The sequence below is a fragment of the Arthrobacter sp. CMU6 genome, from assembly GCF_059090205.1.
In genome coordinates, this window is sequence record NZ_JBNHFL010000005.1 from 25305 (window position 1) to 47431 (window position 22127).

The 22127-nt window shown below is 63.2% G+C and carries 34 protein-coding genes; 1 reads left to right on the plus strand and 33 read right to left on the minus strand.

The window, feature by feature from the left end:
* Nucleotides 1-88: 88 nt before the first annotated feature.
* Nucleotides 89-1792 carry an HNH endonuclease signature motif containing protein gene (locus tag AC5RWD_RS04710; RefSeq protein WP_494018931.1) on the plus strand — a complete coding sequence of 568 codons (1704 nt, stop codon included), beginning with the start codon at nt 89-91 and terminating at the stop codon, nt 1790-1792.
* Nucleotides 1793-1881: 89 nt separating this feature from the next.
* Here AC5RWD_RS04710 and AC5RWD_RS04715 read toward each other — a convergent pair whose 3' ends face one another.
* From AC5RWD_RS04715 to rpsJ, 33 genes are all read right to left on the minus strand, one after another.
* Nucleotides 1882-2367, minus strand: a complete 486-nt coding sequence (locus AC5RWD_RS04715) for a sensor histidine kinase (protein ID WP_494018932.1) — start codon at nt 2365-2367, stop codon at nt 1882-1884.
* Between the two features lie 95 nt (nt 2368-2462).
* Nucleotides 2463-3383, minus strand: coding sequence for a response regulator transcription factor (locus AC5RWD_RS04720; protein ID WP_494018933.1), 921 nt, complete (start codon nt 3381-3383; stop codon nt 2463-2465).
* Between the two features lie 117 nt (nt 3384-3500).
* Nucleotides 3501-4391 (minus strand): tRNA pseudouridine(38-40) synthase TruA, encoded by an 891-nt coding sequence (truA, locus tag AC5RWD_RS04725; protein ID WP_494018934.1) that lies wholly within the window; start codon nt 4389-4391, stop codon nt 3501-3503.
* 31 nt (nt 4392-4422) lie between these two features.
* Entirely contained in the window at nt 4423-5022 is a 600-nt protein-coding gene (gene rplQ / locus AC5RWD_RS04730; protein WP_494018935.1) for a 50S ribosomal protein L17, read from the minus strand.
* Nucleotides 5023-5100: 78 nt separating this feature from the next.
* A complete protein-coding gene (locus AC5RWD_RS04735; protein WP_003803733.1) occupies nt 5101-6111 on the minus strand; it encodes a DNA-directed RNA polymerase subunit alpha in 1011 nt (336 codons plus the stop codon).
* Between the two features lie 131 nt (nt 6112-6242).
* Nucleotides 6243-6644: a 30S ribosomal protein S11 gene (rpsK, locus tag AC5RWD_RS04740; RefSeq protein ID WP_102973678.1), complete on the minus strand. Its 402-nt coding sequence runs from the start codon at nt 6642-6644 to the stop codon at nt 6243-6245.
* A gap of 71 nt (nt 6645-6715) precedes the next feature.
* Nucleotides 6716-7090, minus strand: a complete 375-nt coding sequence (gene rpsM / locus AC5RWD_RS04745; RefSeq protein ID WP_003803743.1) for a 30S ribosomal protein S13 — start codon at nt 7088-7090, stop codon at nt 6716-6718.
* Between the two features lie 172 nt (nt 7091-7262).
* Nucleotides 7263-7376, minus strand: a complete 114-nt coding sequence (rpmJ, locus tag AC5RWD_RS04750) for a 50S ribosomal protein L36 (protein ID WP_009358722.1) — start codon at nt 7374-7376, stop codon at nt 7263-7265.
* A gap of 70 nt (nt 7377-7446) precedes the next feature.
* Entirely contained in the window at nt 7447-7668 is a 222-nt protein-coding gene (gene infA, locus AC5RWD_RS04755) for a translation initiation factor IF-1 (RefSeq protein WP_011775571.1), read from the minus strand.
* Nucleotides 7669-7837: 169 nt separating this feature from the next.
* Complete coding sequence (locus tag AC5RWD_RS04760; RefSeq protein WP_494018936.1) at nt 7838-8842, minus strand: P1 family peptidase; 1005 nt, start codon at nt 8840-8842, stop codon at nt 7838-7840.
* Between the two features lie 127 nt (nt 8843-8969).
* Nucleotides 8970-9797 carry a type I methionyl aminopeptidase gene (map, locus tag AC5RWD_RS04765; protein ID WP_494018937.1) on the minus strand — a complete coding sequence of 276 codons (828 nt, stop codon included), beginning with the start codon at nt 9795-9797 and terminating at the stop codon, nt 8970-8972.
* Nucleotides 9798-9920: 123 nt separating this feature from the next.
* A complete protein-coding gene (locus AC5RWD_RS04770; RefSeq protein WP_494019067.1) occupies nt 9921-10490 on the minus strand; it encodes an adenylate kinase in 570 nt (189 codons plus the stop codon).
* Between the two features lie 5 nt (nt 10491-10495).
* Entirely contained in the window at nt 10496-11806 is a 1311-nt protein-coding gene (gene secY, locus AC5RWD_RS04775; protein ID WP_494018938.1) for a preprotein translocase subunit SecY, read from the minus strand.
* A gap of 197 nt (nt 11807-12003) precedes the next feature.
* Nucleotides 12004-12489, minus strand: coding sequence for a 50S ribosomal protein L15 (gene rplO, locus AC5RWD_RS04780; RefSeq protein WP_307104313.1), 486 nt, complete (start codon nt 12487-12489; stop codon nt 12004-12006).
* Entirely contained in the window at nt 12489-12695 is a 207-nt protein-coding gene (gene rpmD, locus AC5RWD_RS04785) for a 50S ribosomal protein L30 (protein ID WP_003803757.1), read from the minus strand. Before rpmD ends, rplO begins: the two co-directional genes overlap by 1 nt.
* Before the next feature lie 3 nt (nt 12696-12698).
* Nucleotides 12699-13415: a 30S ribosomal protein S5 gene (gene rpsE / locus AC5RWD_RS04790; protein ID WP_306924872.1), complete on the minus strand. Its 717-nt coding sequence runs from the start codon at nt 13413-13415 to the stop codon at nt 12699-12701.
* Nucleotides 13412-13795 carry a 50S ribosomal protein L18 gene (gene rplR, locus AC5RWD_RS04795; RefSeq protein ID WP_003803763.1) on the minus strand — a complete coding sequence of 128 codons (384 nt, stop codon included), beginning with the start codon at nt 13793-13795 and terminating at the stop codon, nt 13412-13414. Before rplR ends, rpsE begins: the two co-directional genes overlap by 4 nt.
* Nucleotides 13796-13797: 2 nt before the next feature.
* Nucleotides 13798-14334 carry a 50S ribosomal protein L6 gene (rplF, locus tag AC5RWD_RS04800; RefSeq protein WP_440166287.1) on the minus strand — a complete coding sequence of 179 codons (537 nt, stop codon included), beginning with the start codon at nt 14332-14334 and terminating at the stop codon, nt 13798-13800.
* Nucleotides 14335-14352: 18 nt separating this feature from the next.
* Nucleotides 14353-14751 carry a 30S ribosomal protein S8 gene (rpsH, locus tag AC5RWD_RS04805; RefSeq protein WP_018769139.1) on the minus strand — a complete coding sequence of 133 codons (399 nt, stop codon included), beginning with the start codon at nt 14749-14751 and terminating at the stop codon, nt 14353-14355.
* Between the two features lie 79 nt (nt 14752-14830).
* Nucleotides 14831-15412, minus strand: a complete 582-nt coding sequence (rplE, locus tag AC5RWD_RS04810; RefSeq protein WP_003803769.1) for a 50S ribosomal protein L5 — start codon at nt 15410-15412, stop codon at nt 14831-14833.
* A complete protein-coding gene (gene rplX, locus AC5RWD_RS04815) occupies nt 15412-15771 on the minus strand; it encodes a 50S ribosomal protein L24 (protein ID WP_003803770.1) in 360 nt (119 codons plus the stop codon). The genes rplE and rplX overlap by 1 nt, the downstream gene beginning before the upstream one ends.
* Before the next feature lie 3 nt (nt 15772-15774).
* Nucleotides 15775-16143: a 50S ribosomal protein L14 gene (rplN, locus tag AC5RWD_RS04820; RefSeq protein WP_003803789.1), complete on the minus strand. Its 369-nt coding sequence runs from the start codon at nt 16141-16143 to the stop codon at nt 15775-15777.
* Between the two features lie 442 nt (nt 16144-16585).
* Nucleotides 16586-16891, minus strand: coding sequence for a 30S ribosomal protein S17 (rpsQ, locus tag AC5RWD_RS04825; protein WP_076801234.1), 306 nt, complete (start codon nt 16889-16891; stop codon nt 16586-16588).
* The gene (gene rpmC, locus AC5RWD_RS04830) at nt 16888-17217 is read right to left on the minus strand and encodes a 50S ribosomal protein L29 (RefSeq protein WP_003803792.1); all 330 of its coding nucleotides are present in this window, start codon (nt 17215-17217) and stop codon (nt 16888-16890) included. Before rpmC ends, rpsQ begins: the two co-directional genes overlap by 4 nt.
* A 2-nt stretch (nt 17218-17219) precedes the next feature.
* Nucleotides 17220-17636 carry a 50S ribosomal protein L16 gene (gene rplP / locus AC5RWD_RS04835; protein ID WP_003803795.1) on the minus strand — a complete coding sequence of 139 codons (417 nt, stop codon included), beginning with the start codon at nt 17634-17636 and terminating at the stop codon, nt 17220-17222.
* Nucleotides 17637-18473 carry a 30S ribosomal protein S3 gene (gene rpsC / locus AC5RWD_RS04840; RefSeq protein ID WP_003803796.1) on the minus strand — a complete coding sequence of 279 codons (837 nt, stop codon included), beginning with the start codon at nt 18471-18473 and terminating at the stop codon, nt 17637-17639.
* The gene (rplV, locus tag AC5RWD_RS04845; RefSeq protein ID WP_003803798.1) at nt 18474-18839 is read right to left on the minus strand and encodes a 50S ribosomal protein L22; all 366 of its coding nucleotides are present in this window, start codon (nt 18837-18839) and stop codon (nt 18474-18476) included. It lies immediately after the preceding gene.
* Between the two features lie 38 nt (nt 18840-18877).
* The gene (gene rpsS / locus AC5RWD_RS04850; RefSeq protein ID WP_003803803.1) at nt 18878-19159 is read right to left on the minus strand and encodes a 30S ribosomal protein S19; all 282 of its coding nucleotides are present in this window, start codon (nt 19157-19159) and stop codon (nt 18878-18880) included.
* A gap of 12 nt (nt 19160-19171) precedes the next feature.
* Nucleotides 19172-20011: a 50S ribosomal protein L2 gene (gene rplB, locus AC5RWD_RS04855; protein ID WP_003803804.1), complete on the minus strand. Its 840-nt coding sequence runs from the start codon at nt 20009-20011 to the stop codon at nt 19172-19174.
* Nucleotides 20012-20040: 29 nt separating this feature from the next.
* Nucleotides 20041-20346: a 50S ribosomal protein L23 gene (rplW, locus tag AC5RWD_RS04860; protein WP_011692807.1), complete on the minus strand. Its 306-nt coding sequence runs from the start codon at nt 20344-20346 to the stop codon at nt 20041-20043.
* Entirely contained in the window at nt 20343-20963 is a 621-nt protein-coding gene (rplD, locus tag AC5RWD_RS04865) for a 50S ribosomal protein L4 (RefSeq protein WP_494018939.1), read from the minus strand. The genes rplW and rplD overlap by 4 nt, the downstream gene beginning before the upstream one ends.
* A 4-nt stretch (nt 20964-20967) precedes the next feature.
* Nucleotides 20968-21618, minus strand: coding sequence for a 50S ribosomal protein L3 (gene rplC, locus AC5RWD_RS04870; RefSeq protein WP_003803812.1), 651 nt, complete (start codon nt 21616-21618; stop codon nt 20968-20970).
* 17 nt (nt 21619-21635) lie between these two features.
* The gene (gene rpsJ / locus AC5RWD_RS04875) at nt 21636-21944 is read right to left on the minus strand and encodes a 30S ribosomal protein S10 (protein WP_003803825.1); all 309 of its coding nucleotides are present in this window, start codon (nt 21942-21944) and stop codon (nt 21636-21638) included.
* Nucleotides 21945-22127: the final 183 nt, after the last annotated feature.

Below are 22127 nucleotides of genomic sequence, written 5' to 3' on the forward strand. Positions count from 1 at the left end.
AACGGCCCGGTTTTCCACATGGGCCCCCTTTTCCACCTAGGCTCGGTGCAGCGTCGTTATTGTCATAGGCCGGTGGCAAGCTGTGGGTATGGATAGCAAGGCTGCTGTGGAGACGATGGAGGCTATCAGTGTCTCTGCCGCAGCGCTGGCTGCCGAACTCCGCGAGGCGGCTGATCCGGGCTTGGCAGACGCGGATCCGCTTCCGGATTGCGCGGACCCACTGCGGGACCGTGCGGATGTGTTCTTGGACGGTCTGGCTGAATTGTCCAGGTTGGAAGCCCGGATTGCGGCCGTGAAGGTGCACGTCGCGGCCGGGTTCACCCATACTGTCGAGGCCACGGCGCCGCCGGACGCGTCCGCACAGGAACAGGCCGCCACGCAGATATCCGTGACTGCGCAGGTGGCCTGTGCGCTGACCGTGAGCGAAGGGTCGGCTGCACGGTTCCTGGCTGAATCCGCCACGCTAAGCAGGGACCTGCCCTTGACGCTGGCCGTGCTCAGGGCGGGGACCCTGTCCTGGCAGCACGCCCGGGTGATGTGCGATGAAACAGACGGGCTGGACCGGGCCGCTGCGGCCGCGTTTGAGGCGCATTTCCTGGACCCTGACGCGCCCAACGCGGCGCGGGGTTGCCCGGCCGGGGAACTGACAGCGTCCAGGTTCCGGGCCAAGGCGCGGTACTGGCGGGAGCGGCACCATCCCGTCGGCATCGAAACCCGCCACCGCAACAGTGCGAAGGACCGCCGGCTGGAGTACGCGCCGGACCGGGACGGCATGGCCTGGCTGTCCGCATATCTGCCCGCGGACCAGGCTGCCGGGATCTGGGACCGCGCCACCACCGCCGCCCGTGCCCTGCAGGGCCCGACCGAGTCCCGGACCCTGACCCAGCTGCGGGTCGACGTGGCCGCCGCGTGGCTGCTGGGCCCAGGCCAGCGGGTGGACGGCGCGCACGCAGGTTCCGTGCCGGCGGGTTCCTTCCCGCGCGGTGACGTGCCAGCGAGCCCTCTGCAGGCCGGTGAGGTGCCGTCTCCTGCGGCGCAGGTGCTGGTCACGGTTCCGGTGTTTTCGCTGCTCGGCCTGACCGGGGAACCAGCCACACTCGACGGGTACGGGCCGATCCCGCCGTCGATGGCCCGCCGGCTCGTCGCCCACGGCGGGACGTCATTTTTTCGGGTCCTGACCGATCCGCGGGACGGGGCACCGCTGGAGATCGGACGCACCAGCTACCGGCTCACCAAGCCCATGCGCCAATGGCTCCGGCTCCGGGACGCGCGGTGCACCTTCCCGGCCTGCAACAACCACTCCCTGGACAACGACGCCGACCACATCCTCGCCTGGGCCAACGGCGGGACCACCGGCATCACCAACCTCGGCCAACCCTGCCCGAAGCACCACCGGCTGAAACACCAAACAACTTGGAAAACGGTCGGTGCGACCCGGCAGAGCCCACCGGGCTGGATCTCACCGTCAGGCCGCTCCTACCCCAGCGAACAACAGGACTGGGAACCACCAACCTGGCCCGAGGCGCTGTCTGGGCAAGAATGGCAGGATCCGCCCACCCCACTAGAGCCGCACCGCGGGCCCGAACGGCTGCCTAGTGAAGACTGGCAGGATCCGCCCATGCCATTGGAACCGCCCCAGTGGCCCGCGCCACCCGATGGGCCAGACGAGCCCAATGACATCGATGCGTTCGGCGACATTGACGATGTCGAGAACCCAGGAGCGCTCGACGGCCTCGGACCACAACTGCCGGTGGCTCCCTGGCCCGGCTGGGAATCTTTCACTGCCGCCTAGGAAGGCATGCCCTACAGCCCCACAGCGCAGGAAGGCGTGCCCTGCAGCCCCACCAGCGTAGGAAGGCGTGCCCAGAATAAGCCTCGCCTTTAGTCCAGCGGCAGGGTCACTGTGACAGACGTTCCGGCGACGGGAGAGGATTCCACCGCCAACTGCCCGCCCGCGGACGTCACGGCCAGATGCATGAGCCGCAGGCCCATGCCGGAGTGCCTGCCGTGCGTGGCAGCTTCAACATCAAAGCCGCCGCCGTCGTCAGTCACGCGGAGCTGGACAGCGTGGTTGTCCCCCGAGCGGCAGACACAGCTCAGCCTGACGGTCACGGAGGACGCTTCGGCGTATTTATGGATGTTGCTCAGGAGCTCCTGCGCCGCCCGGTAAAGCAGCGTGGCAGACTTCCTGTCCACTTCCATTCCATGATGAGGTGCCTCGAGGTGCACGGTGACCCCGCGTTCGCGCAGCGGGATGGCCAAACGGTCAATCGCCCCCGCGACGCCTAGCGCATAGAAATCAACCGGATGTGTATCGGTAAGAACGCCACGGACTGCGACGACGTCGTCGCTCGTTGGTGATTTCATGTTCCAACTGTGCGCCTGACTCCTTGTTATTTTCTTGTAACTTTCCGGCGTGTCCCCCGTTTGAAGGGGCGCATCAACGGTGGGCCTGACGGCGGCTAAGCCAGCGTGTAGCCGGACCCGCGAACGGTCTTGAGCCAGCGTGGTTTCCTCGCGTCGTCACCCAGCTTGCGGCGCAGGTTCCCGATATGTGTCTCGATGATCCGGCCGGGGTCCCGCAGACCGCGTCCGCCAGCTTCCGCCTTACCTGACTCCCCCTTCACGAGGCCCAGAAGTCCGACAAGTTCCGCCTTGGTGACCACGGTGCTCCCGCGCTGCAGCAGGATGTGCAGGAGGTCGAACTCCGTGCGGGTCAGCTGCAGGGCACGCCCGCCGAGGCTGGCCGCCCGGGTTGCGCAGTCAATTGCCAGGCCCTTGTGCTCGTAGCCGCTGGCCGCCTCACGGCCGTTGCCTAATGCAAGGCCCTGCACGGCAGATGCCGGCAGCGAAGCCATGGCCAGCGGAACCTGCGGCTCGGGCGGCACGGCAACCGGCGGCAGGGGCACGGGCTGCAACGGCACCGCCTGCACGGCCGCCGGCTGTGAGGACCACAGCCGAGGCGAAACCAGTGGCGCCTCCCGGGGCGTTACGATCGGCGGGACCGTCAGCTGCCGGGGACGGCGCAGCATCCCGTCAACGCGGGCACGCAGCTCTCGTGGCCTGATGGGCTTGACCATGTAGTCGTCAGCCCCGGCGTCGAACCCCTTCAGGGTGGCCCGGAGGTCGCCCCGTGAGGTGATGATCAGGATGTACGTGTGGCTGAATTCGCGGATGCGCCGCAGCACGTCGTAACCGTCGGTGTCTGGAAGCACCAGGTCCAGCGTGACGGTGTCCGGCTGCTTGACCCGGACCAGCGCCACGCCGGATTCGCCGGTGGCAGCGCAGTGCACCTCGAATCCGGCTTCCCCGAGCGTGGTCCGCAACTGGGACCGGACTTCCTCATCGCTGTCGATGACCACAACGACACGACGATCATTCATCCCTTACCCCCTGTAAGGACCGCATGACTTAAAGACTGCGTCTCAGCCTACTAGCCGGGTGACCGGAAACGAGGCACGACCCTCACACCCTGAAACACAAGGTCGCGGTACAGGGCTCTACTCCCGAAGCGCCCGCGTGAGCTCTGCCCGGGCGAGCAGTTCGTCATCGGAGGGGTAGGCCACTTCTTCGAACACCAAGGGGTGCGGCGCGGCGAGGACGGAACGCGCGTCGCGCTTCCGTGCGAGCAGACGCTCGTGCAGCCACTCCGGACGCTCCTGCCCCTCCCCCACGTACAGCGCCGAACCCACCAGGGCCCGCACCATGTTGTGGCAGAAGGCATCGGCCTGGACGGTTGCAACAATGACACCGTCCGGCCCGCGGGAAAACTCGAACCGTTGCAGCTCGCGGACGGTGGTGGAACCTTCGCGTGGCTTGCAGAAGGACAGGAAGTTATGGAGGCCCAGCAGGTTCGCAGCGCCTTCGTTGAGCAGGTCCACGTCCAGGGGCGCCTTGTGCCAGAGGGTGTCGTAGCGGCCGAGCGGATCCCATTTGTCCGGGCCGTCCCCGATCCGGTAGCTGTAGCGGCGCCAGAGCGCGGAGAACCGGGCGTCGAATCCTTCAGGGGCAACCGCAGCGTGGTGGACGACAATGGCTCCGGTCTGGTCCCCCAGACCGCGGCTGAGTGCTCCCCTCAGGCGGCGTAAAAGTGCGACGGCGGGATCGACGGGCGCACCACGGCTCAGTCCCAGCCACTCGGCTTCCGTCAGGTCGAGGTGGACCACCTGGCCGCGGGCGTGCACGCCGGCATCGGTGCGCCCGGCGACGGTGACGCGCACCGGCCGGCGGATCAGCAGCTCCAGCGCGCCTTCCAAAACGCCCTGAACGGTCCGCAGTCCCGGCTGCACTGCCCACCCGCTGAACGGGCCGCCGTCGTACGCCAAATCCAGCCGGATACGCAAAAACCCGCCGCCCCCCAAAACGGGGGCAGCGGGTTTTTGGTGGTTCATAGACTTAAGTCTATGCGAAGGATTTAGCGAATTACTTCGCGTCCTTGGCCTCGTCGGCAGCAGCCTCGTCGGCAGCAGCTTCCTCGGCCGGAGCCTCTTCAGCAGCAGCTTCTTCAGCCGGAGCTTCCTCAGCAGCAGCTTCCTCAGCGGCGGGAGCCTCTTCGGTTGCAGCTTCGGTCTCAACGACCTCTGCCTCGGGAGCTTCCTCGGCGGCCGGAGCAGCAGCGGCAGCGGCCTGGTTGGCCTCGGCTACAACAGCCTGCTTGGCGGAAACCGGGTCGAGAACCAGCTCGATGACAGCCATGGGAGCGTTGTCGCCCTTACGGTTGCCGATCTTAGTGATGCGGGTGTAGCCGCCGTTGCGGTTCTCCACAGCCTGGGCGATGTCGGTGAACAGCTCGTGGACGACGCCCTTGTTGCTGATCAGGCCGAGAACGCGGCGGCGGGAAGCGAGGTCGCCACGCTTGGCGAAGGTGACCAGGCGCTCTGCGTACGGCTTCAGGCGCTTGGCCTTGGTGACCGTGGTGGTGATCCGCTTGTGCTCGAACAGTGCGGAAGCCAGGTTCGCGAGCATCAGACGCTCGTGAGCCGGGCCGCCTCCGAGGCGCGGACCCTTAGTGGGGGTAGGCATAGTTATTTCTCCTCATATGGAAGCCGGGAGGCTGTGCACAACACGGTGCGGACCAGCCCCTCGGCCAAGATCTGCTTGTTAGAGCTCGTCGTCGCTGAACGCGGCGTCGTCCTCTTCGATGGCTGCGGCGCGGGCTGCCAGGTCGAAACCGGGAGGCGAGTCCTTCAGGGACAGGCCCAGTTCAACCAGCTTTGCCTTGACCTCGTCGATGGACTTCGCACCGAAGTTACGGATGTCCATCAGGTCAGCCTCGGAGCGGGCAACGAGTTCACCCACGGTGTGGATGCCCTCACGCTTGAGGCAGTTGTAGGAACGGACGGTGAGGTCCAGATCCTCGATCGGCAGAGCCATGTCTGCTGCCAGGGCAGCATCCGTCGGCGACGGGCCAATCTCGATACCCTCAGCTGCGGTGTTCAGCTCGCGGGCCAGACCGAACAGTTCCACCAGGGTTGTGCCAGCGGAAGCAACGGCATCGCGCGGGGCGATGGCCTGCTTGGTCTCGACGTCGACAATGAGCTTGTCGAAGTCGGTGCGCTGCTCAACACGGGTAGCTTCCACGCGGAAAGTAACCTTCAGCACCGGCGAGTAGATGGAGTCAACCGGAATGCGGCCGATCTCTGCGTCGCCGGACTTGTTCTGAGCTGCCGAAACGTAGCCGCGGCCGCGCTCGATGGTCAGTTCGAGTTCGAACTTGCCCTTCGAGTTCAGCGTGGCAATGTGCAGATCCGGGTTGTGGAATTCGACGCCGGCCGGCGGAGCGATGTCCGCGGCGGTGACGACTCCGGGTCCCTGCTTGCGCAGGTAAGCAACAACCGGCTCGTCGTGCTCGGAGGACACGGAGAGGTTCTTGATGTTCAGGATGATCTCGGTGACATCTTCCTTGACACCCGGAACCGTGGTGAACTCGTGCAGCACGCCATCGATCCGGATGCTGGTTACAGCGGCACCGGGAATGGAGGAGAGCAGGGTACGGCGGAGGGAGTTTCCGAGGGTGTAACCGAAGCCCGGCTCCAGCGGTTCAATGATGAAACGGGAGCGGTTTTCGGAGACGACCTCTTCGGAGAGGGTGGGGCGCTGTGCAATGAGCACTTAGGTTTCCTTTCGGCGAGCATCCGCTATATGACGCAACACAGGTGGTGGAAAATCGGTCTGAGGACTTAACGCGGCGGGCTTGCCCGGACCCGAAACGGGTCCGGGCAAGCTCCGGCTGCGGACAGTCCTTAGACGCGGCGGCGCTTCGGCGGACGGCAGCCGTTGTGCGCGGCGGGGGTGACGTCCTGGATGGAGCCAACCTCGAGGCCGGCAGCCTGCAGCGAACGGATGGCGGTTTCGCGTCCGGAACCCGGTCCCTTGACGAACACGTCAACCTTCTTCAGGCCGTGCTCCTGTGCACGCTTGGCGGCGGCTTCGGCAGCCATCTGCGCAGCGAACGGGGTGGACTTACGCGAGCCCTTGAATCCAACTTCACCGGCGGAAGCCCAGGAAATCACAGCACCGGACGGGTCCGTGATGGACACGATGGTGTTGTTGAACGTGCTCTTGATGTGCGCCTGGCCAAGCGCGATATTCTTCTTGTCCTTCTTACGCGGCTTGCGAACCGCGCCACGAGTCTTCGGGGGCATTTCTTCTCCTACAGAAAGTTATTTGGGGGAAGGCCTAGCTGATCCCACATTTGCCGTCAGGCAAATGCGGTTTAGCGGGCCTTCTTCTTGCCGGCGACGGTACGCTTCGGGCCCTTGCGGGTACGAGCGTTGGTCTTCGTACGCTGACCGCGTACGGGCAGGCCCTTGCGGTGACGCAGGCCTTCGTAGCTGCCGATTTCAACCTTGCGGCGGATATCTGCTGCCACTTCGCGGCGAAGGTCACCCTCAACCTTGTAGTTGCCTTCAATGTAGTCACGCAGCTCAACCAGCTGTGCGTCGGTCAGGTCCTTGACCCGAACGTCAGCGCTGATGCCGGTAGCAGCCAGGGTTTCGTGTGCACGGGTCTTGCCCACGCCGTAGATGTAAGTAAGCGCAATTTCCAGCCGCTTTTCGCGGGGAATGTCTACGCCAGCGAGACGAGCCATAGTGGCAGTACTCCTTGAATAAACCGGAGGTCGTAGGCAGTACACCCGCACTTTCAGTGCGGCCCCAGCCTCCGACCGGGGGTTAGCTGTCCGGGCCCATACGTCCCAGTTCAGCTTGTGCTGCCTTTATTTACTTGCGTGGGTTAGCAACCCAGGGATTCCCTGACGGGAATTAGCCCTGGCGCTGCTTGTGGCGCGGGTTCTCGCAGATCACCATGACCCGGCCGTTACGGCGGATCACTTTGCACTTTTCGCAGATCTGCTTGACGCTCGGCTTGACCTTCATGGCGTTCCTTTGCGTGATAGCAGTTGGGCCGATGGAGCGGCCTTAGGCAATTGCCTTGACCGCCCAACGTTTACTTGTAGCGGTAGACGATACGACCACGTGTCAGGTCGTAAGGGCTCAGCTCCACCACTACGCGGTCCTCAGGAAGAATCCTGATGTAGTGCTGGCGCATCTTTCCAGAGATGTGTGCCAGGACGACGTGCTTATTGGTGAGCTCAACACGAAACATCGCGTTGGGCAGCGCCTCAGTCACTACGCCCTCGATCTCAATGACCCCGTCCTTCTTGGCCATATCCTCCGCTAACTGTTGTTTGCCACAGACCTCCGGCTGGCGCCGGGCATGACTGCGGACGTTTTTGATTTGATTGATCGTCGCCCTCCGGCCGCAAATGGGCGTGGCAGGGCAGACAACCAACATGCAACTCTACGGCATCAGGGCCGGAAAGTTAAATCCAGCTATGTTAGCGCAGATTGCCCGGGTATGCACCAAATTCGCCCGCGGGAGTTGTCACCGCCCGGGCGCTGCTGACCCCGTCCAGGATGGCCAAACGTACGACGTCGGCTGCCGCACTCTGCAGCGTAATCAGGCTTATTTGTCGGGCAGCTTCCGTACTCCTGTCGAGCTCCTGGCCCCCGGTGGCGAGACAGAACACGGTGTCCCCGTCGGCCAGCGTATGGCTCGGATTCAGCGCCCGCGCCAACCCCGCATGGGCAGCAGATGCGGTCCGCTTGCACTCGGCCGCGTCCAGCGTCCCATTCGTGGCGACGACCACGAGCGTGGTGTTAAGGGGACCCCGCTGGTTGAGCCTTTCGAAATCAGTGCCCTCGGTTTCGACCGGCTCAACCAGCGGACTGACGGGCAGGCCCAGGGCATTCACCACTGCCAGGGCACCGACCACCACGCCGTTCTCCAGGGTGGCCGACGCTGTGCCCACTCCCCCTTTGTATTTGCCGCGTCCGACGACTGCTCCGGTGCCGGCCCCCACGTTGCCGCGTTCGACGTCGTGCCCTTCCGTCTGCGCCGCCGCCACCGCGGCTGCGGCGTAGCCCATGGCCTCGTCCGGGCGGGCGCTGAAGTCGCCACCGCGGCCGAGGTCGAAGATTGCTGCCGCCGGAACGATGGGCACCACGCCTCCCGTCACGGCGAAGCCGCGGCCCTGCTCCTCGCACCAGCTCTGTGCGCCGTGGGCAGCAACCAGCCCGTAGGCACTGCCGCCGGTGAGCACCACGGCGTCCACGGTACCCACGAGGGTGGTGGGGTCGAGCGCATCAGTCTCATGGGTTCCGGGTCCTCCCCCGCGGACGTCCACCGAACCGACTGTCCCGGCAGGGGGTAGGACCACCGTCACCCCGCTCAACCACCCGCCGTCGGACTTCTGCTGGTGACCGACGCGCATGCCCGGCACATCGGTGATCTTTCCCTGCGCTCCGGTTGCCTGCGCTCCGGTTCCATCGCTCGCTCCCATGGCTCCCATTGTGGTCCACTCGCTTCCTGGGGACACGGAAATCCCCTGAGGAAGCGGAAAATCCCCCAGGACAGCCCTATTCGGGTGTCCCAGGGGATTCTCGGTGTCGCCAGGGAAATGCGTGTCCTCAGGGAATCGGGACCGGCACCACGCCGAGGGGTGCGAGCCGGGCCGCGCCGCCGTCGGGCGCCGAGAGTACCCATATGCCCTTCTCGTGGACCGCCACGGAGTGCTCCCACTGGCACGAGCGCTTGCCGTCCGTGGTGACCACGGTCCAGTCGTCCTCCAGCACTGCCGTCTCGATGCCGCCGCGGACTAGCATCGGCTCGATGGCCAGGCACAGACCCGGACGGATCTTGGGGCCGCGGTGGCTGGTGCGGTAGTTCAGCACGTCGGGGGCCATGTGCATCTCGGAGCCGATGCCGTGGCCCACATAATCCTCGAGGATGCCCAGGGGCTTGCCCGGCACCGAGGAGACATAGTCGTCCACCGCTGCACCGATGTCACCTACAAACTTGCCCTTGGCCAGGGCGGCGATGCCGTGCCACAGTGCCGTCTCGGTGACGTCGGAGAGTCGCTGGTCCTCCGGGTCCGGTGTTCCCACGATGACCGTCCGGGCCGAGTCGGAGTGCCAGCCGTTGACGATGGCGCCGCCGTCAATCGAGATGATGTCACCATCCTGCAGGACCCTGTCGCCCGGGATGCCATGGACCACTTCCTCGTTGACCGAAGTGCAGATGGTGGCGGGGAACCCGTGGTAGCCCAGGAAGTTGGACTTGGCGCCCGCCTCAAGCAGCACCGCGGCGAAGACCTCGTCCAGCTGACGGGTGGTGACGCCCGGGACTGCAGCGGCTACGGCGGCGTCGAGGGCGCGGCTCAGGACGAGCCCGGCCTCGTGCATCGTGCGCATCTGGGCGTTGGTCTTGTATTCAATCCGTGGCTGGCCGAATGCCATCAGCGGTGTTTCCTCTCAATGTGCCTAGCCGTCCCGGTTGCCCGAGGTGGGACCAAGAGCGGCTAAAAGCCGGAGGCCCCTCCCCATTATCCGGGGAGGAGCCTCACAGCGTTGGAACTGGTATCAGGCGGCCTGCGCCTCTTTGATGGCCTGCATGACGCGGTCGGTGACCGCGTCGATCTGGCCAATGCCGTCCACCTGGGTCAGGATGCCGCGTTCGGCATACTTGGCCACAACAGCTTCGGTCTGCTCGTGGTAGAGGTCCAGGCGGTGGCGGATGACGGCCTCGTTGTCGTCACTGCGTCCGGTTTCCTTCGCGCGGCCCAGCAGGCGGGTCACGAGTTCCTCGTCATCGGCGGTGAGCTGCAGGACGACGTCCAGCTTCTCGTCGCCGTCGGCCAGGATCTGGTCCAGGTAGTCAACCTGGGCGGTGGTGCGGGGGTAGCCGTCCAGCAGGAAGCCGTCCTCGACGTCGCCTTCGCTGAGGCGGTCGCGCACCATCTTGTTGGTCACGCTGTCCGGGACGAAATCCCCGTTGTCCATATACTTCTTGGCCTCGACGCCGAGCGGCGTCTCGCCCTTGACGTTGGCGCGGAAGATGTCGCCGGTGGAGATCGCAACGACGCCGAGGCGCTCCGAGATGCGTTCCGCCTGCGTGCCCTTGCCCGAACCGGGTGGTCCGATAATCAACATTCTGGTCATCGCAATAGCCCTTCGTAGTGACGCTGCTGTAGCTGCGCGTCAATTTGCTTGACGGTTTCCAGGCCAACGCCCACCATGATCAGGATCGAGGTGCCACCGAACGGGAAGTTCTGGTTTGCGTTGATCAGCACGAGCGCCACCAGCGGTATCAGTGCCACGAAGCCAAGGTAGATGGCTCCGGGCAGCGTGATGCGCGACAGGACGTACTGCAGGTAATCCGCGGTCGGCTTGCCGGCACGGATACCCGGAATGAAGCCGCCGTATTTCTTCATGTTGTCGCTGACCTCTTCAGGGTTGAAGGTGATCGCGACATAGAAGTAGGTAAAGAAAACGATCATGGCGAAGTACAGCGCCATGTAGATGGGGTGGTCACCGCGGGTGAGGTTGTTGTTGATCCACTCAACCCACGGCTGGATCGGCTCCCCGGCCTTCGGCTGGTTGAACTGCGAGATCAACGCCGGCAGGTAGAGCATCGAGGAAGCGAAGATGACGGGAATGACGCCGGCCATGTTCACCTTGATGGGAATGTAGGTGCTGGTGCCGCCCACTGTGCGGCGCCCGATCATGCGCTTGGCATACTGCACCGGGATCCGGCGCTGGGACTGCTCCACGAAGACCACCAGGGCAACGGTCAGCAGGCCGATGGCCAGCACAATGAAGAACGTGCCCGGACCCTGCGCGGACCAGATGGCGCCCAGCGAGGTGGGGAAGCCGGCAGCGATGGCCGTGAAGATCAGCAGCGACATGCCGTTGCCGACGCCCTTCTCGGTCACGAGCTCACCCATCCACATGATGAGGCCGGTGCCGGCCGTCAGCGTGATGATGATGAGGATGGTGGTGATAACGCTCTGGTCCGGGATGATGGGCAGGTTGCAGCCGGGCAGCAACTGGCCTGACCGCGCCAGCGACACCAGCGTCGTGGCGTTCAGCAGGCCAAGGGCGATCGTCAGGTACCGCGTGTACTGCGTCAGCTTGGACTGCCCGGAGGCACCCTCTTCGTACAGCTGCTGGAAACGGGGGATGACCACCCGCAGCAGCTGCACAATGATGCTCGCCGTGATGTACGGCATGATGCCCAGGGCAAAGATGGAGACCTGCAGCAATGCACCGCCGCTGAAAAGATTGACGAGCTGGTAGATCCCGCCCTGGGTCTGCCCGTTCGACAAGCATTGCTGGACATTCTGGTAGCTCACACCGGGCGAGGGGATAAAAGCTCCCAAGCGGAAGATTGTGATGATTCCCAGCGTGAACAACAACTTGCGTCGCAGATCAGGCGTTCGAAACGCCCGGCCGAATGCGCTTAGCAAGCGTCCTCCTCAGTTGTTAATAAGTCTGGTGATGCAGGTCGATAAACCCAACAACCGAGTCTAACCGGTGTTTGCGGCATGCGAACAATCCGGAAGACCCAAATGGGTATGAAAAAACTCCCGGCACAGGGGCCTCGGCCCCCGTGCCGGGAGTTTGCGCAGCGGGCTAGCGCCCACCGGCTCCGGGACGGAATCCCTTAGAGCGCGGTGGTGCTGCCGCCGGCTGCAGCGATCTTTTCAGTGGCGCTGGCCGAGAATGCGTGGGCGGTGACGTCAACCTTGACGGTGATGTCGCCGGTGCCAAGCACCTTCACGGGCTGGTTCTTGCGAACGGCACCCTTTGCAACCAGGTCCTCCACGGTGACAGTGCCACCTTCCGGGAACAGCTCGTTGAGCTTCTCCAGGTTTACAACCTGGAACTCAACCCGGAACGGGTTCTTGAAGCCGCGCAGCTTCGGCAGGCGCATGTGCAGCGGCAGCTGGCCGCCGGCAAAGCCAGCCTTCACCTGGTAGCGGGCCTTCGTACCCTTGGTACCGCGACCGGCGGTCTTACCCTTGGAGCCTTCACCACGACCAACACGGGTCTTGGCGGTCTTGGCACCAGGGGCGGGACGCAGGTGGTGAACCTTCAGAGCGCTCTGCTTCTCAGCAGCTGCGGTCTCGGCCGTGTTCTTCTCTGCCATTACTTCGCCTCCTCAACATTCACGAGGTGCGGAACCGTGTTGAGCATTCCGACGGTCACGGCATCGGCGGTGCGGACAACGGTGTGTCCGATCCGCTTCAGGCCGAGGGACCGCAGGGTGTCGCGCTGGTTCTGCTTGGCGCCAATGACGCCCTTAATCTGGGTGATTTCCAACTTGGCGTCGGAGGGAGTCAGGTTCTTGGCCATGACTTAGACACCTGCCTTCTGGTTCATCAGAGCCTTCACCAGTGCCGGCGGGGCGATCTCGTCCAGCGGCAGGCCACGGCGTGCTGCCACGGCTGCCGGCTCTTCGAGGCGCTTCAGGGCATCAACGGTCGCGTGAACGATGTTGATGGCGTTGGAGGAACCGAGCGACTTGGAGAGGATGTCGTGGATACCCACGCACTCCAGTACTGCACGGACCGGACCACCGGCGATAACACCGGTACCGGCGGAAGCCGGACGCAGCATTACGACACCAGCGGCCGCTTCACCCTGAACGCGGTGAGGGATGGAGTTGCCAACGCGGGGGACGCGGAAGAAGGACTTCTTGGCTTCTTCAACACCCTTGGCGATAGCAGCGGGAACTTCCTTGGCCTTGCCGTAACCGACGCCGACCAGACCGTTACCGTCACCAACGACGACGAGTGCGGTGAAGCTGAAGCGACGACCACCCTTGACGACCTTGGAAACGCGGTTGATGGTAACTACGCGCTCGATGAACTGGTTCTTCTCGGCTTCGCGTCCGCCATCGCGGCCACCACGGCCACCGCGGTCGCCGCGGCCCTGGCCACGGTCGCCACGCTCGCCGCGACGGGCGCCACCACGGCGGTCCTCGGTGGCGGGGGCAGTGGTCTCAGCAGCTGCGGCTTCGGTCGCCTTCTCTTCTGCAGACACAGTGTCCTTTTCCTTGTTTGCTTCGGTCACAGTGACAGCCCACCTTCGCGTGCACCGTCAGCGACGGCGGCGATCCGGCCGTGGTACTTGTTACCACCACGGTCGAAGACAACAGCTTCGACACCGGCAGCCTTGGCACGCTCGGCTACGAGCTCGCCAACGCGCTTGGCCTTGGCGGTCTTGTCACCGTCGAATGCACGAAGGTCAGCTTCCAGAGTGGACGCGCTCGCTACGGTCTGGCCAATGGTGTCATCGACAACCTGGACAAATACGTGGCGTGCGGAGCGGTTGACGACCAGGCGAGGACGTACAGCCGTTCCGGAGATGCGCTTGCGGATACGAAGCTGGCGGCGGCTGCGCGAAGCAGACTTGCTCTTGTTCGTACGCTTCTTGTTAATGGCGATGGCCATGGTTACTTACCAGCCTTTCCGACCTTGCGGCGGATGACTTCGCCCGCGTAGCGAATGCCCTTGCCCTTGTACGGGTCAGGCTTGCGCAGCTTGCGAATGTTGGCAGCAACCTCGCCGACCTGCTGCTTGTTGATGCCTGAGACAGAGAGCTTGGTCGGCCCCTCTACTGCAAAGGTGATGCCGGCCGGAGCCGAAACGTTGACCGGGTGGCTGTAGCCGAGAGCGAACTCAAGGTCAGAACCCTTGGCCTGAACACGGTAACCGGTACCGACGATTTCGAGCTTCTTCTCGTAACCTGCGGTGACGCCCTGGATCATGTTGGCGATCAGGGTGCGGGTCAGGCCGTGGAGCGAGCGCGAGGCGCGCTCGTCGTTCGGGCGGGTGACGGTCAGGGTGCTGTCTTCCAGCGCTACCTCGATCGGGCTGGCCACAGTGTGGGTCAGCTCGCCCTTGGAACCCTTGACGCTGACGACAGAGCCGTCAACCTTGACCTCAACGCCGGCAGGAACGGTGATGGGGAGACGTCCAATACGTGACATTATTCTCTTCCTTTCCCGTTACCAGACGTAAGCGAGGACTTCGCCGCCCACGCCCTTCTTGCCGGCCTGCTTGTCAGTCAGGAGGCCGGAAGAGGTGGACAGGATTGCGATACCCAGGCCACCCAGCACGTGCGGCAGGTTGGTGGACTTCGCGTAAACGCGGAGACCCGGCTTGGAAATACGACGGACACCCGCGATTGAACGCTCGCGGTTCGGACCGAACTTGAGCTCGAGGGTCAGCTTCTTGCCGACTTCAGCGTCCTCTTCCTTCCAGCCGGCGATGAAGCCTTCGGCCTTGAGGATGTCAGCAACGCGAGCCTTGAGCTTGCTGTAAGGCATAGACACGGAATCGTGGTATGCCGAGTTTGCGTTACGCAGGCGCGTAAGCATATCTGCGACAGGATCTGTCATTGTCATTTGGGCACTTGCCCTTCCTCGTAACGGTTTCCGCCGTCGTGGTTCAACACCCCGGCGGCCGGACCTTTTACGTAGTTAATTAAGCTTCGGTTTTGAACGGGAAACCAAGCGCCTTGAGCAGCGCGCGGCCTTCGTCGTCGGTCTTGGCGGTGGTCACAACCGTGATGTCCATACCGCGGGTGCGGTCGATGGAGTCCTGGTCGATCTCGTGGAACATAACCTGCTCGGTCAGACCGAAGGTGTAGTTGCCGTTGCCATCAAACTGCTTGCCGCTGAGGCCGCGGAAGTCGCGGATACGGGGCAGAGCCAGCGTGACCAGACGGTCCACGAATTCCCACATGCGGTCGCCACGCAGGGTTGCGTGTGCACCAATGGGCATGCCTTCGCGCAGCTTGAACTGGGCGATCGACTTGCGGGCCTTGGTGACCTGCGGCTTCTGGCCGGTGATCAGGGTGAGGTCGCGGACAGCGCCGTCGATCAGCTTGGAGTCCTTGGCGGCATCTCCAACACCCATGTTCACTACAACCTTGACCAGACGGGGAACCTGGTTCACGTTCTCGTACTTGAATTCCTCAAGAAGCGCGCTCTTGATGGAATCGGCGTACTTGGTCTTCAGACGAGGAACGATCTTCGTTGCCGGAGTCTCGAGAGTCTCAGTCATTAGATGTCCTTCCCGGAGCTCTTGGCCACGCGGATGCGGACGGTCTTCTTGACGCCGTCCTTCTCTACGGTGTCGAGGCGGAAACCAACGCGGGTCGGCTTCTTGGTGGACGGGTCAACGAGAGCCACGTTGGAAACGTGGATCGGAGCCTCGACAACCTCGATGCCGCCGGTCTTGGTGCCGCGCTGCGACTGGCCGACCTTGGTGTGCTTGGTTACGCGGTTGATACCCTCAACCAGCACGCGGTTGGTGTCCGGGAACACGCGCAGGACCTTGCCCTGCTTGCCACGGTCGCCGCCGCGCTCAGCCTTGGCGCCAGTGATGACCTGAACCAGGTCACCCTTTTTGATCTTAGCCATGGACTAGAGCACCTCCGGAGCCAGAGAAACGATCTTCATGAACTTCTTGTCACGGAGCTCACGACCAACCGGTCCGAAGATACGGGTACCGCGGGGGTCACCGTCGTTCTTCAGGATGACGGCTGCGTTCTCGTCAAACTTGATGTAGGAACCATCCGCACGGCGGCGTTCCTTCTTGGTACGGACGATGACAGCCTTGACGACGTCGCCCTTCTTTACGTTTCCGCCCGGAATTGCATCCTTGACGGTTGCGACGATGACGTCGCCAATGCCTGCGTAGCGACGGCCAGATCCACCGAGAACGCGAATGGTAAGGATTTCCTTAGCACCCGTGTTGTCGGCGACCTTGAGTCGCGACTCCTGCTGAATCACTATTTACTCCTTGCGTCGCGCCGGTTCTCAGACCGAAAATCTTCCTACGGAATGAGCCTTGCGGAACGGTTGATCGGGGTGTCTCTTGACCTGACTGGATTTTGCCAGACCAGGCCTAAACGCCCGTGCCACAAACAGTTGCCTCCCAGTCCTTGGAGGCGCAGGGGGGCACTATGCCGTGGCACGATTGTTTACGAGGTTTGCTGTCGGCGCACAACAGGCGCCATACAAACTCAATATCCTAGCACAGTTGCCCGGCATCCCCCATATCACAACCGGCAGGGGCCGATCCACTCCCCCGCACGCCCGGCCAGCCGCCGTCGGACGCTTCCCACACGTACCCGGCCGACGCCGTCGGACGGTGCCCGCTTAACGCGGAAACCCCCGCTCCCAAAGGGAACGGGGGTTTCCCGTACAGCCGCCAAAGGCGATGCCGCAGGTGTTACTTAGCCTTCTCGAGGATCTCCACGAGCCGCCAGTTCTTGGTGGCGGACAGCGGGCGGGTCTCGGCGATGACAACCAGGTCGCCGATGCCGGCAGTGTTCTGCTCGTCGTGGGCCTTGACCTTGGAGGTGCGGCGGATGACCTTGCCGTACAGGGCGTGCTTCACGCGGTCTTCAACCTGAACAACGATGGTCTTGTCCATCTTGTCAGAGACCACGTAGCCGCGACGCGTCTTACGGTAACCGCGCTGCTCAGCCGTAGCTGCCGTAGCAGTTTCCGTCACGTTCTCGTCCTTTTCACTCACTTGGCGTCCTCCTCGGTCTCAGCCTCGGCCGGCTTTTCAGCCTTCTTAGCTGCAGACTTCTTGGACTTCTTTTCTTCCTTGGCTTCCACAACCGGTGCGGCAACCTCGGCACGAATGCCCAGCTCGCGCTCACGGAGAACGGTGTAGATGCGTGCGATGTCCTTCTTTACCGCGCGCAGACGACCGTGGTTCTCCAGCTGTCCGGTGGCGGACTGGAAACGCAGGTTGAACAGCTCTTCCTTGGACTTGCGGAGCTCCTCAACGAGACGCTCGTTGTCGAAACCGTCCAGCTGTGCGGGTGCGAGATCCTTCGACCCTACTGCCATTTCTACTCACCACCTTCGCGACGCACAATGCGTGCCTTCAACGGCAGCTTGTGGATTGCCAGGCGCAGGGCCTCGCGAGCTACCTCTTCATTGACACCGGAGAGTTCGAAGAGAACCCGACCCGGCTTGACGTTGGCGACCCACCACTCCGGCGAACCCTTACCGGAACCCATGCGGGTTTCGGCAGGCTTCTTGGTCAGCGGACGGTCCGGGTAGATGTTGATCCAGACCTTACCGCCACGCTTGATGTGGCGGGTCATCGCGATACGGGCAGATTCGATCTGACGGTTCGTGACGTATGCCGGGCTCAGGGCCTGGATGCCGTACTCACCGAAGGAGACCTTGGTACCGCCCGTGGCAGCGCCGGAACGACCCGGGTGGTGCTGCTTACGGTGCTTGACTCGACGTGGGATAAGCATTTAAGCCTGTCCTCCTTCTGCTGCCTGTGCCGGTGCTGCTGCCTCGGCTGCCGGAGCTGCAGCAGCAGGTGCTGCGTCGGCTGCCGGACGGTCGTTACGACGGCGGCGGTCACCACGGTCAGCGCCACCCGGGCGGCCCGGACGGTCGCCGGAGCGGCCACGGGACGGAGCAGCAGCTGCCTGCTGAGCCAGTTCCTTGGAGGTGACGTCACCCTTGTAGATCCAGACCTTCACGCCGATGCGGCCGAAGGTGGTCTTGGCTTCGTAGAAGCCGTAGTCGATGTTCGCGCGGAGGGTGTGCAGGGGCACACGGCCTTCGCGGTAGAACTCCGAGCGGGACATTTCTGCGCCACCCAGACGGCCCGAGCAAGCGATACGGATACCCTTGGCACCGGCACGCTGTGCGGACTGCATGGCCTTCTTCATCGCACGGCGGAAAGCCACGCGGGAAGTCAGCTGCTCTGCAACACCCTGGGCAACAAGCTGGGCTTCCATCTCGGGGTTCTTGACCTCGAGGATGTTCAGCTGGACCTGCTTGCCGGTGAGCTTTTCGAGCTCGCCACGGATGCGGTCTGCCTCGGCGCCGCGGCGGCCGATGACGATGCCCGGACGTGCCGTGTGGATGTCCACGCGGACACGGTCACGGGTGCGCTCGATCTCGACCTTGGCGATGCCGGCGCGCTCCATGCCCGTGGACATGAGCTGGCGGATACGGATGTCTTCGCGAACGAAGTCCTTGTACCGCTGGCCGGACTTGGTGCTGTCAGCGAACCAGTGCGATACGTGATCGGTGGTGATGCCGAGTCGGAACCCGTGCGGGTTTACTTTCTGTCCCACTTAGCGAGCCTCCTCTTTCTCCGGGGTAGCGACTACCACGGTGATGTGGCTGGTGCGCTTCTTGATCTGAAATGCACGACCCTGAGCACGCGGCTGGAACCGCTTCATGGTCGGGCCTTCATCAACAAACGCTTCGCTGATGATGAGGTCACCTTCGTCGAACGCAACACCGTCGCGGTCCGCGAGGACCCGGGCGTTGGAGATTGCCGACTGAACTACCTTGAATACCGGCTCCGAAGCTGCCTGGGGGGCAAACTTCAGAATTGCCAGAGCCTCGTTCGCTTGCTTTCCACGAACAAGGTTGACGACGCGCCGGGCCTTCATAGGCGTTACGCGGATGTGGCGCGCAATTGCCTTGGCTTCCATTGCTTTCCTTCTCTCGTCTTTGACGTAAGTGCAGGCGCCTAGCGGCGCTTGCCCTTACGGTCGTCCTTGACATGGCCGCGGAATGTCCGCGTGGGAGCGAATTCGCCGAGCTTGTGCCCGACCATCGACTCGGTGACAAACACCGGGATGTGCTTGCGTCCGTCGTGCACGGCGATCGTGTGCCCGAGCATGTCGGGGATGATCATCGAGCGGCGGGACCAGGTCTTGATGACGTTCTTGGTGCCCTTTTCGTTTTCCCTTGCGACCTTCACAAAGAGGTGCTGGTCAACGAAAGGACCTTTTTTCAGGCTGCGTGGCATGTGTCCAGGCTCCTATCGCTTGTTCTTGCCAGTACGACGGCGACGAACAATAAGCTTGTCGCTCTCTTTGTTGGGGCGGCGGGTGCGGCCTTCAGGCTTACCGTTCGGGTTGACCGGGTGACGGCCACCGGAGGTCTTACCTTCACCACCACCGTGCGGGTGGTCAACCGGGTTCATGGCGACACCACGGACGGTCGGGCGAACGCCCTTCCACCGCATACGGCCAGCCTTGCCCCAGTTGATGTTCGACTGCTCGGCGTTGCCGACCTCGCCGATCGTGGCGCGGCAGCGCACGTCAACGTTGCGGATTTCGCCGGAGGGCAGACGCAGCTGGGCGAAACGGCCTTCCTTGGCGACGAGCTGAACAGAAGCACCGGCGGAACGGGCCATCTTGGCACCGCCGCCCGGGCGCAGCTCCACCGCGTGGATAACGGTACCCACGGGGATGTTGCGCAGGGGAAGGTTGTTGCCAGGCTTGATGTCAGCGTTGGCGCCGGCCTCCACGAAGTCGCCCTGCGAGAGCTTGTTCGGGGCGATGATGTAACGCTTGGTGCCATCAACGTAGTGCAGGAGGGCGATGCGAGCCGTGCGGTTCGGATCGTACTCGATTTCGGCAACGCGGGCGTTGACGCCGTCCTTGTCGTGGCGACGGAAGTCGATCAGACGGTACTGGCGCTTGTGTCCACCACCCTTGTGACGGGTGGTGATCTTACCGGTGTTGTTGCGGCCGCCCTTTTTGGGCAGCGGACGTACCAACGACTTTTCCGGCGTCGACCGCGTGATTTCGGTGAAGTCAGCTACGCTCGAGCCGCGACGGCCCGGCGTAGTCGGCTTGTATTTACGGATTCCCATAATTTATTTCCTCGTTAAAGTGGTCTCCGCTACGCGAGCGGACCGCCGAAGATGTCGATAGTGCCTTCTTTGAGGGTCACAATGGCACGCTTGGTGTTCTTGCGGGTGCCCCATCCGAATTTGGTGCGCTTGCGCTTACCGGCACGGTTGATGGTGTTGATCGATTCGACCTTGACGGAGAAAATCTTCTCCACGGCCAGCTTGATCTCGGTCTTGTTCGAGCGGGGGTCCACCAGGAAGGTGTACTTGCCCTCGTCGATCAGGCCGTAGCTCTTTTCCGAGACGACGGGTGCAAGCACGACGTCGCGCGGGTCTTTGATGGTGGCTGCGCTCACTTGGCATCCTCCTCGTTCTTTGCAGCCTTGTCAGCAACAAATGCTTCGTAGGCAGCCTTGGTGAAGACTACGTCGTCGGAAACGAGGACGTCGTAGGTGTTCAGCTGGTCCACGTACAGGACGTGAACTTCGGGAAGGTTGCGCACGGACAGTGCAGCAACGTCGTTCGCGCGCTCGATGACGACCAGCAGGTTCTTGCGCTCGGAGACTTCGCGCAGGGCTGCCAGTGCTGCCTTGGAGGACGGCTTGTCGCCGGCAACCAGTTCAGAGACGACGTGGACGCGGCCGTTGCGGGCGCGGTCAGAGAGAGCGCCGCGCAGTGCAGCAGCAATCATCTTCTTCGGGGTCCGCTGGCTGTAGTCACGCGGGGTGGGCCCGTGGACGATGCCACCGCCGGTCATGTGCGGAGCACGGATCGAACCCTGACGGGCGCGGCCGGTGCCCTTCTGCTTGAACGGCTTGCGGCCTGCACCGGAAACTTCGGCGCGGGTCTTGGTCTTGTGGGTACCCTGGCGAGCAGCAGCGAGCTGCGCAACGACGACCTGGTGCAGCAGCGGCACGTTGGTCTGAACGTCGAAGATCTCTGCAGGCAGGTCAACCTTGACAGTGTTAGCCATTGAACTAGGCTCCCTTCACGGCGGTGCGTACGAGTACGACCTGGCCGCGGGCACCGGGAACGGCGCCCTTGATCAGGAGCAGCGACTTCTCGACGTCAACCGCGTGGACCGTGAGGTTCAGCGTGGTGTGACGAACGGCGCCCATGCGGCCGGCCATTTTCATGCCCTTGAAGACGCGGCTCGGGGTGGATGCACCACCGATAGAACCGGGCTTACGGTGGTTCTTGTGGGCACCGTGGGAAGCTCCAACGCCGTGGAAGCCGTGACGCTTCATAACACCGGCGAAGCCCTTACCCTTGGTGGTGCCAACGACGTCGATCTTCTGGCCGGCTTCGAAGAGCTCAACAGAAAGCTCCTGGCCCAGCTCGTAAGAGTCAGCATCTGCGGTGCGCAGTTCTACGACGTGGCGGCGAGGCGTGACGCCTGCCTTTTCAAAGTGACCAGCCAGCGGCTTGGTGACCTTGCGGGGATCGATCTGGCCGTAGCCGATCTGAACGGCGACGTAGCCATCAGTCTCTGCGTTACGCAGCTGGGTGATGACGTTCGAGTCAGCCTGGACAACAGTGACGGGGATGAGCTTGTTGTTCTCGTCCCAGACCTGGGTCATGCCGAGCTTCGTGCCCAGCAGGCCCTTTACGTTACGGGTTGCGGTCATAGTCTCTCAGCACCTCCCTACAGCTTGATTTCGATGTTCACGTCGGCCGGCAGGTCGAGACGCATGAGCGAGTCAACAGCCTTGGGCGTGGGGTCGATGATGTCGATCAGACGCTTGTGCGTGCGCATTTCAAAGTGCTCGCGGCTGTCCTTGTACTTGTGCGGAGAGCGGATAACGCAGTACACGTTCTTCTCCGTGGGCAGCGGCACGGGGCCGACTACCGTTGCGCCTGCGCGCGTGACCGTCTCAACGATCTTCCGTGCTGAAACGTCAATGACCTCGTGGTCGTATGACTTCAGCCGGATGCGGATTTTTTGTCCCGCCATGTCGCCTGACTCTCTTTCAGTAAGTGCTGCTCTGTTTACTTGCGTGTTGCATGTGGCTGCCGAAGCATTTGAAGTCGTAACTACCACCCGCCGCACAAGCTGAATCCGGATGAATCCGGGTTCCTCAACCTGCCGGCGTAACCGACCCCCGCGGTCGGGCGTGTCGCGCTATGCAAAACACAC

What these genes read in the sequence shown, in the direction of transcription:
- AC5RWD_RS04710 (WP_494018931.1), top strand. Translation starts at nt 89, where the DNA reads ATGGATAGCAAGGCTGCTGTGGAGACGATGGAGGCTATCAGTGTCTCT.
- AC5RWD_RS04715 (WP_494018932.1), bottom strand. Translation starts at nt 2,367, where the DNA reads ATGAAATCACCAACGAGCGACGACGTCGTCGCAGTCCGTGGCGTTCTT.
- AC5RWD_RS04720 (WP_494018933.1), bottom strand. Translation starts at nt 3,383, where the DNA reads ATGAATGATCGTCGTGTCGTTGTGGTCATCGACAGCGATGAGGAAGTC.
- truA (WP_494018934.1), bottom strand. Translation starts at nt 4,391, where the DNA reads ATGAACCACCAAAAACCCGCTGCCCCCGTTTTGGGGGGCGGCGGGTTT.
- rplQ (WP_494018935.1), bottom strand. Translation starts at nt 5,022, where the DNA reads ATGCCTACCCCCACTAAGGGTCCGCGCCTCGGAGGCGGCCCGGCTCAC.
- rpsK (WP_102973678.1), bottom strand. Translation starts at nt 6,644, where the DNA reads ATGCCCCCGAAGACTCGTGGCGCGGTTCGCAAGCCGCGTAAGAAGGAC.
- rpsM (WP_003803743.1), bottom strand. Translation starts at nt 7,090, where the DNA reads ATGGCTCGTCTCGCTGGCGTAGACATTCCCCGCGAAAAGCGGCTGGAA.
- rpmJ (WP_009358722.1), bottom strand. Translation starts at nt 7,376, where the DNA reads ATGAAGGTCAAGCCGAGCGTCAAGCAGATCTGCGAAAAGTGCAAAGTG.
- infA (WP_011775571.1), bottom strand. Translation starts at nt 7,668, where the DNA reads ATGGCCAAGAAGGACGGGGTCATTGAGATCGAGGGCGTAGTGACTGAG.
- AC5RWD_RS04760 (WP_494018936.1), bottom strand. Translation starts at nt 8,842, where the DNA reads ATGGGAGCGAGCGATGGAACCGGAGCGCAGGCAACCGGAGCGCAGGGA.
- map (WP_494018937.1), bottom strand. Translation starts at nt 9,797, where the DNA reads ATGGCATTCGGCCAGCCACGGATTGAATACAAGACCAACGCCCAGATG.
- AC5RWD_RS04770 (WP_494019067.1), bottom strand. Translation starts at nt 10,490, where the DNA reads ATGTTGATTATCGGACCACCCGGTTCGGGCAAGGGCACGCAGGCGGAA.
- rplO (WP_307104313.1), bottom strand. Translation starts at nt 12,489, where the DNA reads ATGGCAGAGAAGAACACGGCCGAGACCGCAGCTGCTGAGAAGCAGAGC.
- rpmD (WP_003803757.1), bottom strand. Translation starts at nt 12,695, where the DNA reads ATGGCCAAGAACCTGACTCCCTCCGACGCCAAGTTGGAAATCACCCAG.
- rplR (WP_003803763.1), bottom strand. Translation starts at nt 13,795, where the DNA reads ATGGCCATCGCCATTAACAAGAAGCGTACGAACAAGAGCAAGTCTGCT.
- rplF (WP_440166287.1), bottom strand. Translation starts at nt 14,334, where the DNA reads ATGTCACGTATTGGACGTCTCCCCATCACCGTTCCTGCCGGCGTTGAG.
- rpsH (WP_018769139.1), bottom strand. Translation starts at nt 14,751, where the DNA reads ATGACAATGACAGATCCTGTCGCAGATATGCTTACGCGCCTGCGTAAC.
- rplE (WP_003803769.1), bottom strand. Translation starts at nt 15,412, where the DNA reads ATGACTGAGACTCTCGAGACTCCGGCAACGAAGATCGTTCCTCGTCTG.
- rplX (WP_003803770.1), bottom strand. Translation starts at nt 15,771, where the DNA reads ATGGCTAAGATCAAAAAGGGTGACCTGGTTCAGGTCATCACTGGCGCC.
- rpmC (WP_003803792.1), bottom strand. Translation starts at nt 17,217, where the DNA reads ATGGCAGTAGGGTCGAAGGATCTCGCACCCGCACAGCTGGACGGTTTC.
- rplP (WP_003803795.1), bottom strand. Translation starts at nt 17,636, where the DNA reads ATGCTTATCCCACGTCGAGTCAAGCACCGTAAGCAGCACCACCCGGGT.
- rplV (WP_003803798.1), bottom strand. Translation starts at nt 18,839, where the DNA reads ATGGAAGCCAAGGCAATTGCGCGCCACATCCGCGTAACGCCTATGAAG.
- rpsS (WP_003803803.1), bottom strand. Translation starts at nt 19,159, where the DNA reads ATGCCACGCAGCCTGAAAAAAGGTCCTTTCGTTGACCAGCACCTCTTT.
- rplB (WP_003803804.1), bottom strand. Translation starts at nt 20,011, where the DNA reads ATGGGAATCCGTAAATACAAGCCGACTACGCCGGGCCGTCGCGGCTCG.
- rplD (WP_494018939.1), bottom strand. Translation starts at nt 20,963, where the DNA reads ATGGCTAACACTGTCAAGGTTGACCTGCCTGCAGAGATCTTCGACGTT.
- rplC (WP_003803812.1), bottom strand. Translation starts at nt 21,618, where the DNA reads ATGACCGCAACCCGTAACGTAAAGGGCCTGCTGGGCACGAAGCTCGGC.
- rpsJ (WP_003803825.1), bottom strand. Translation starts at nt 21,944, where the DNA reads ATGGCGGGACAAAAAATCCGCATCCGGCTGAAGTCATACGACCACGAG.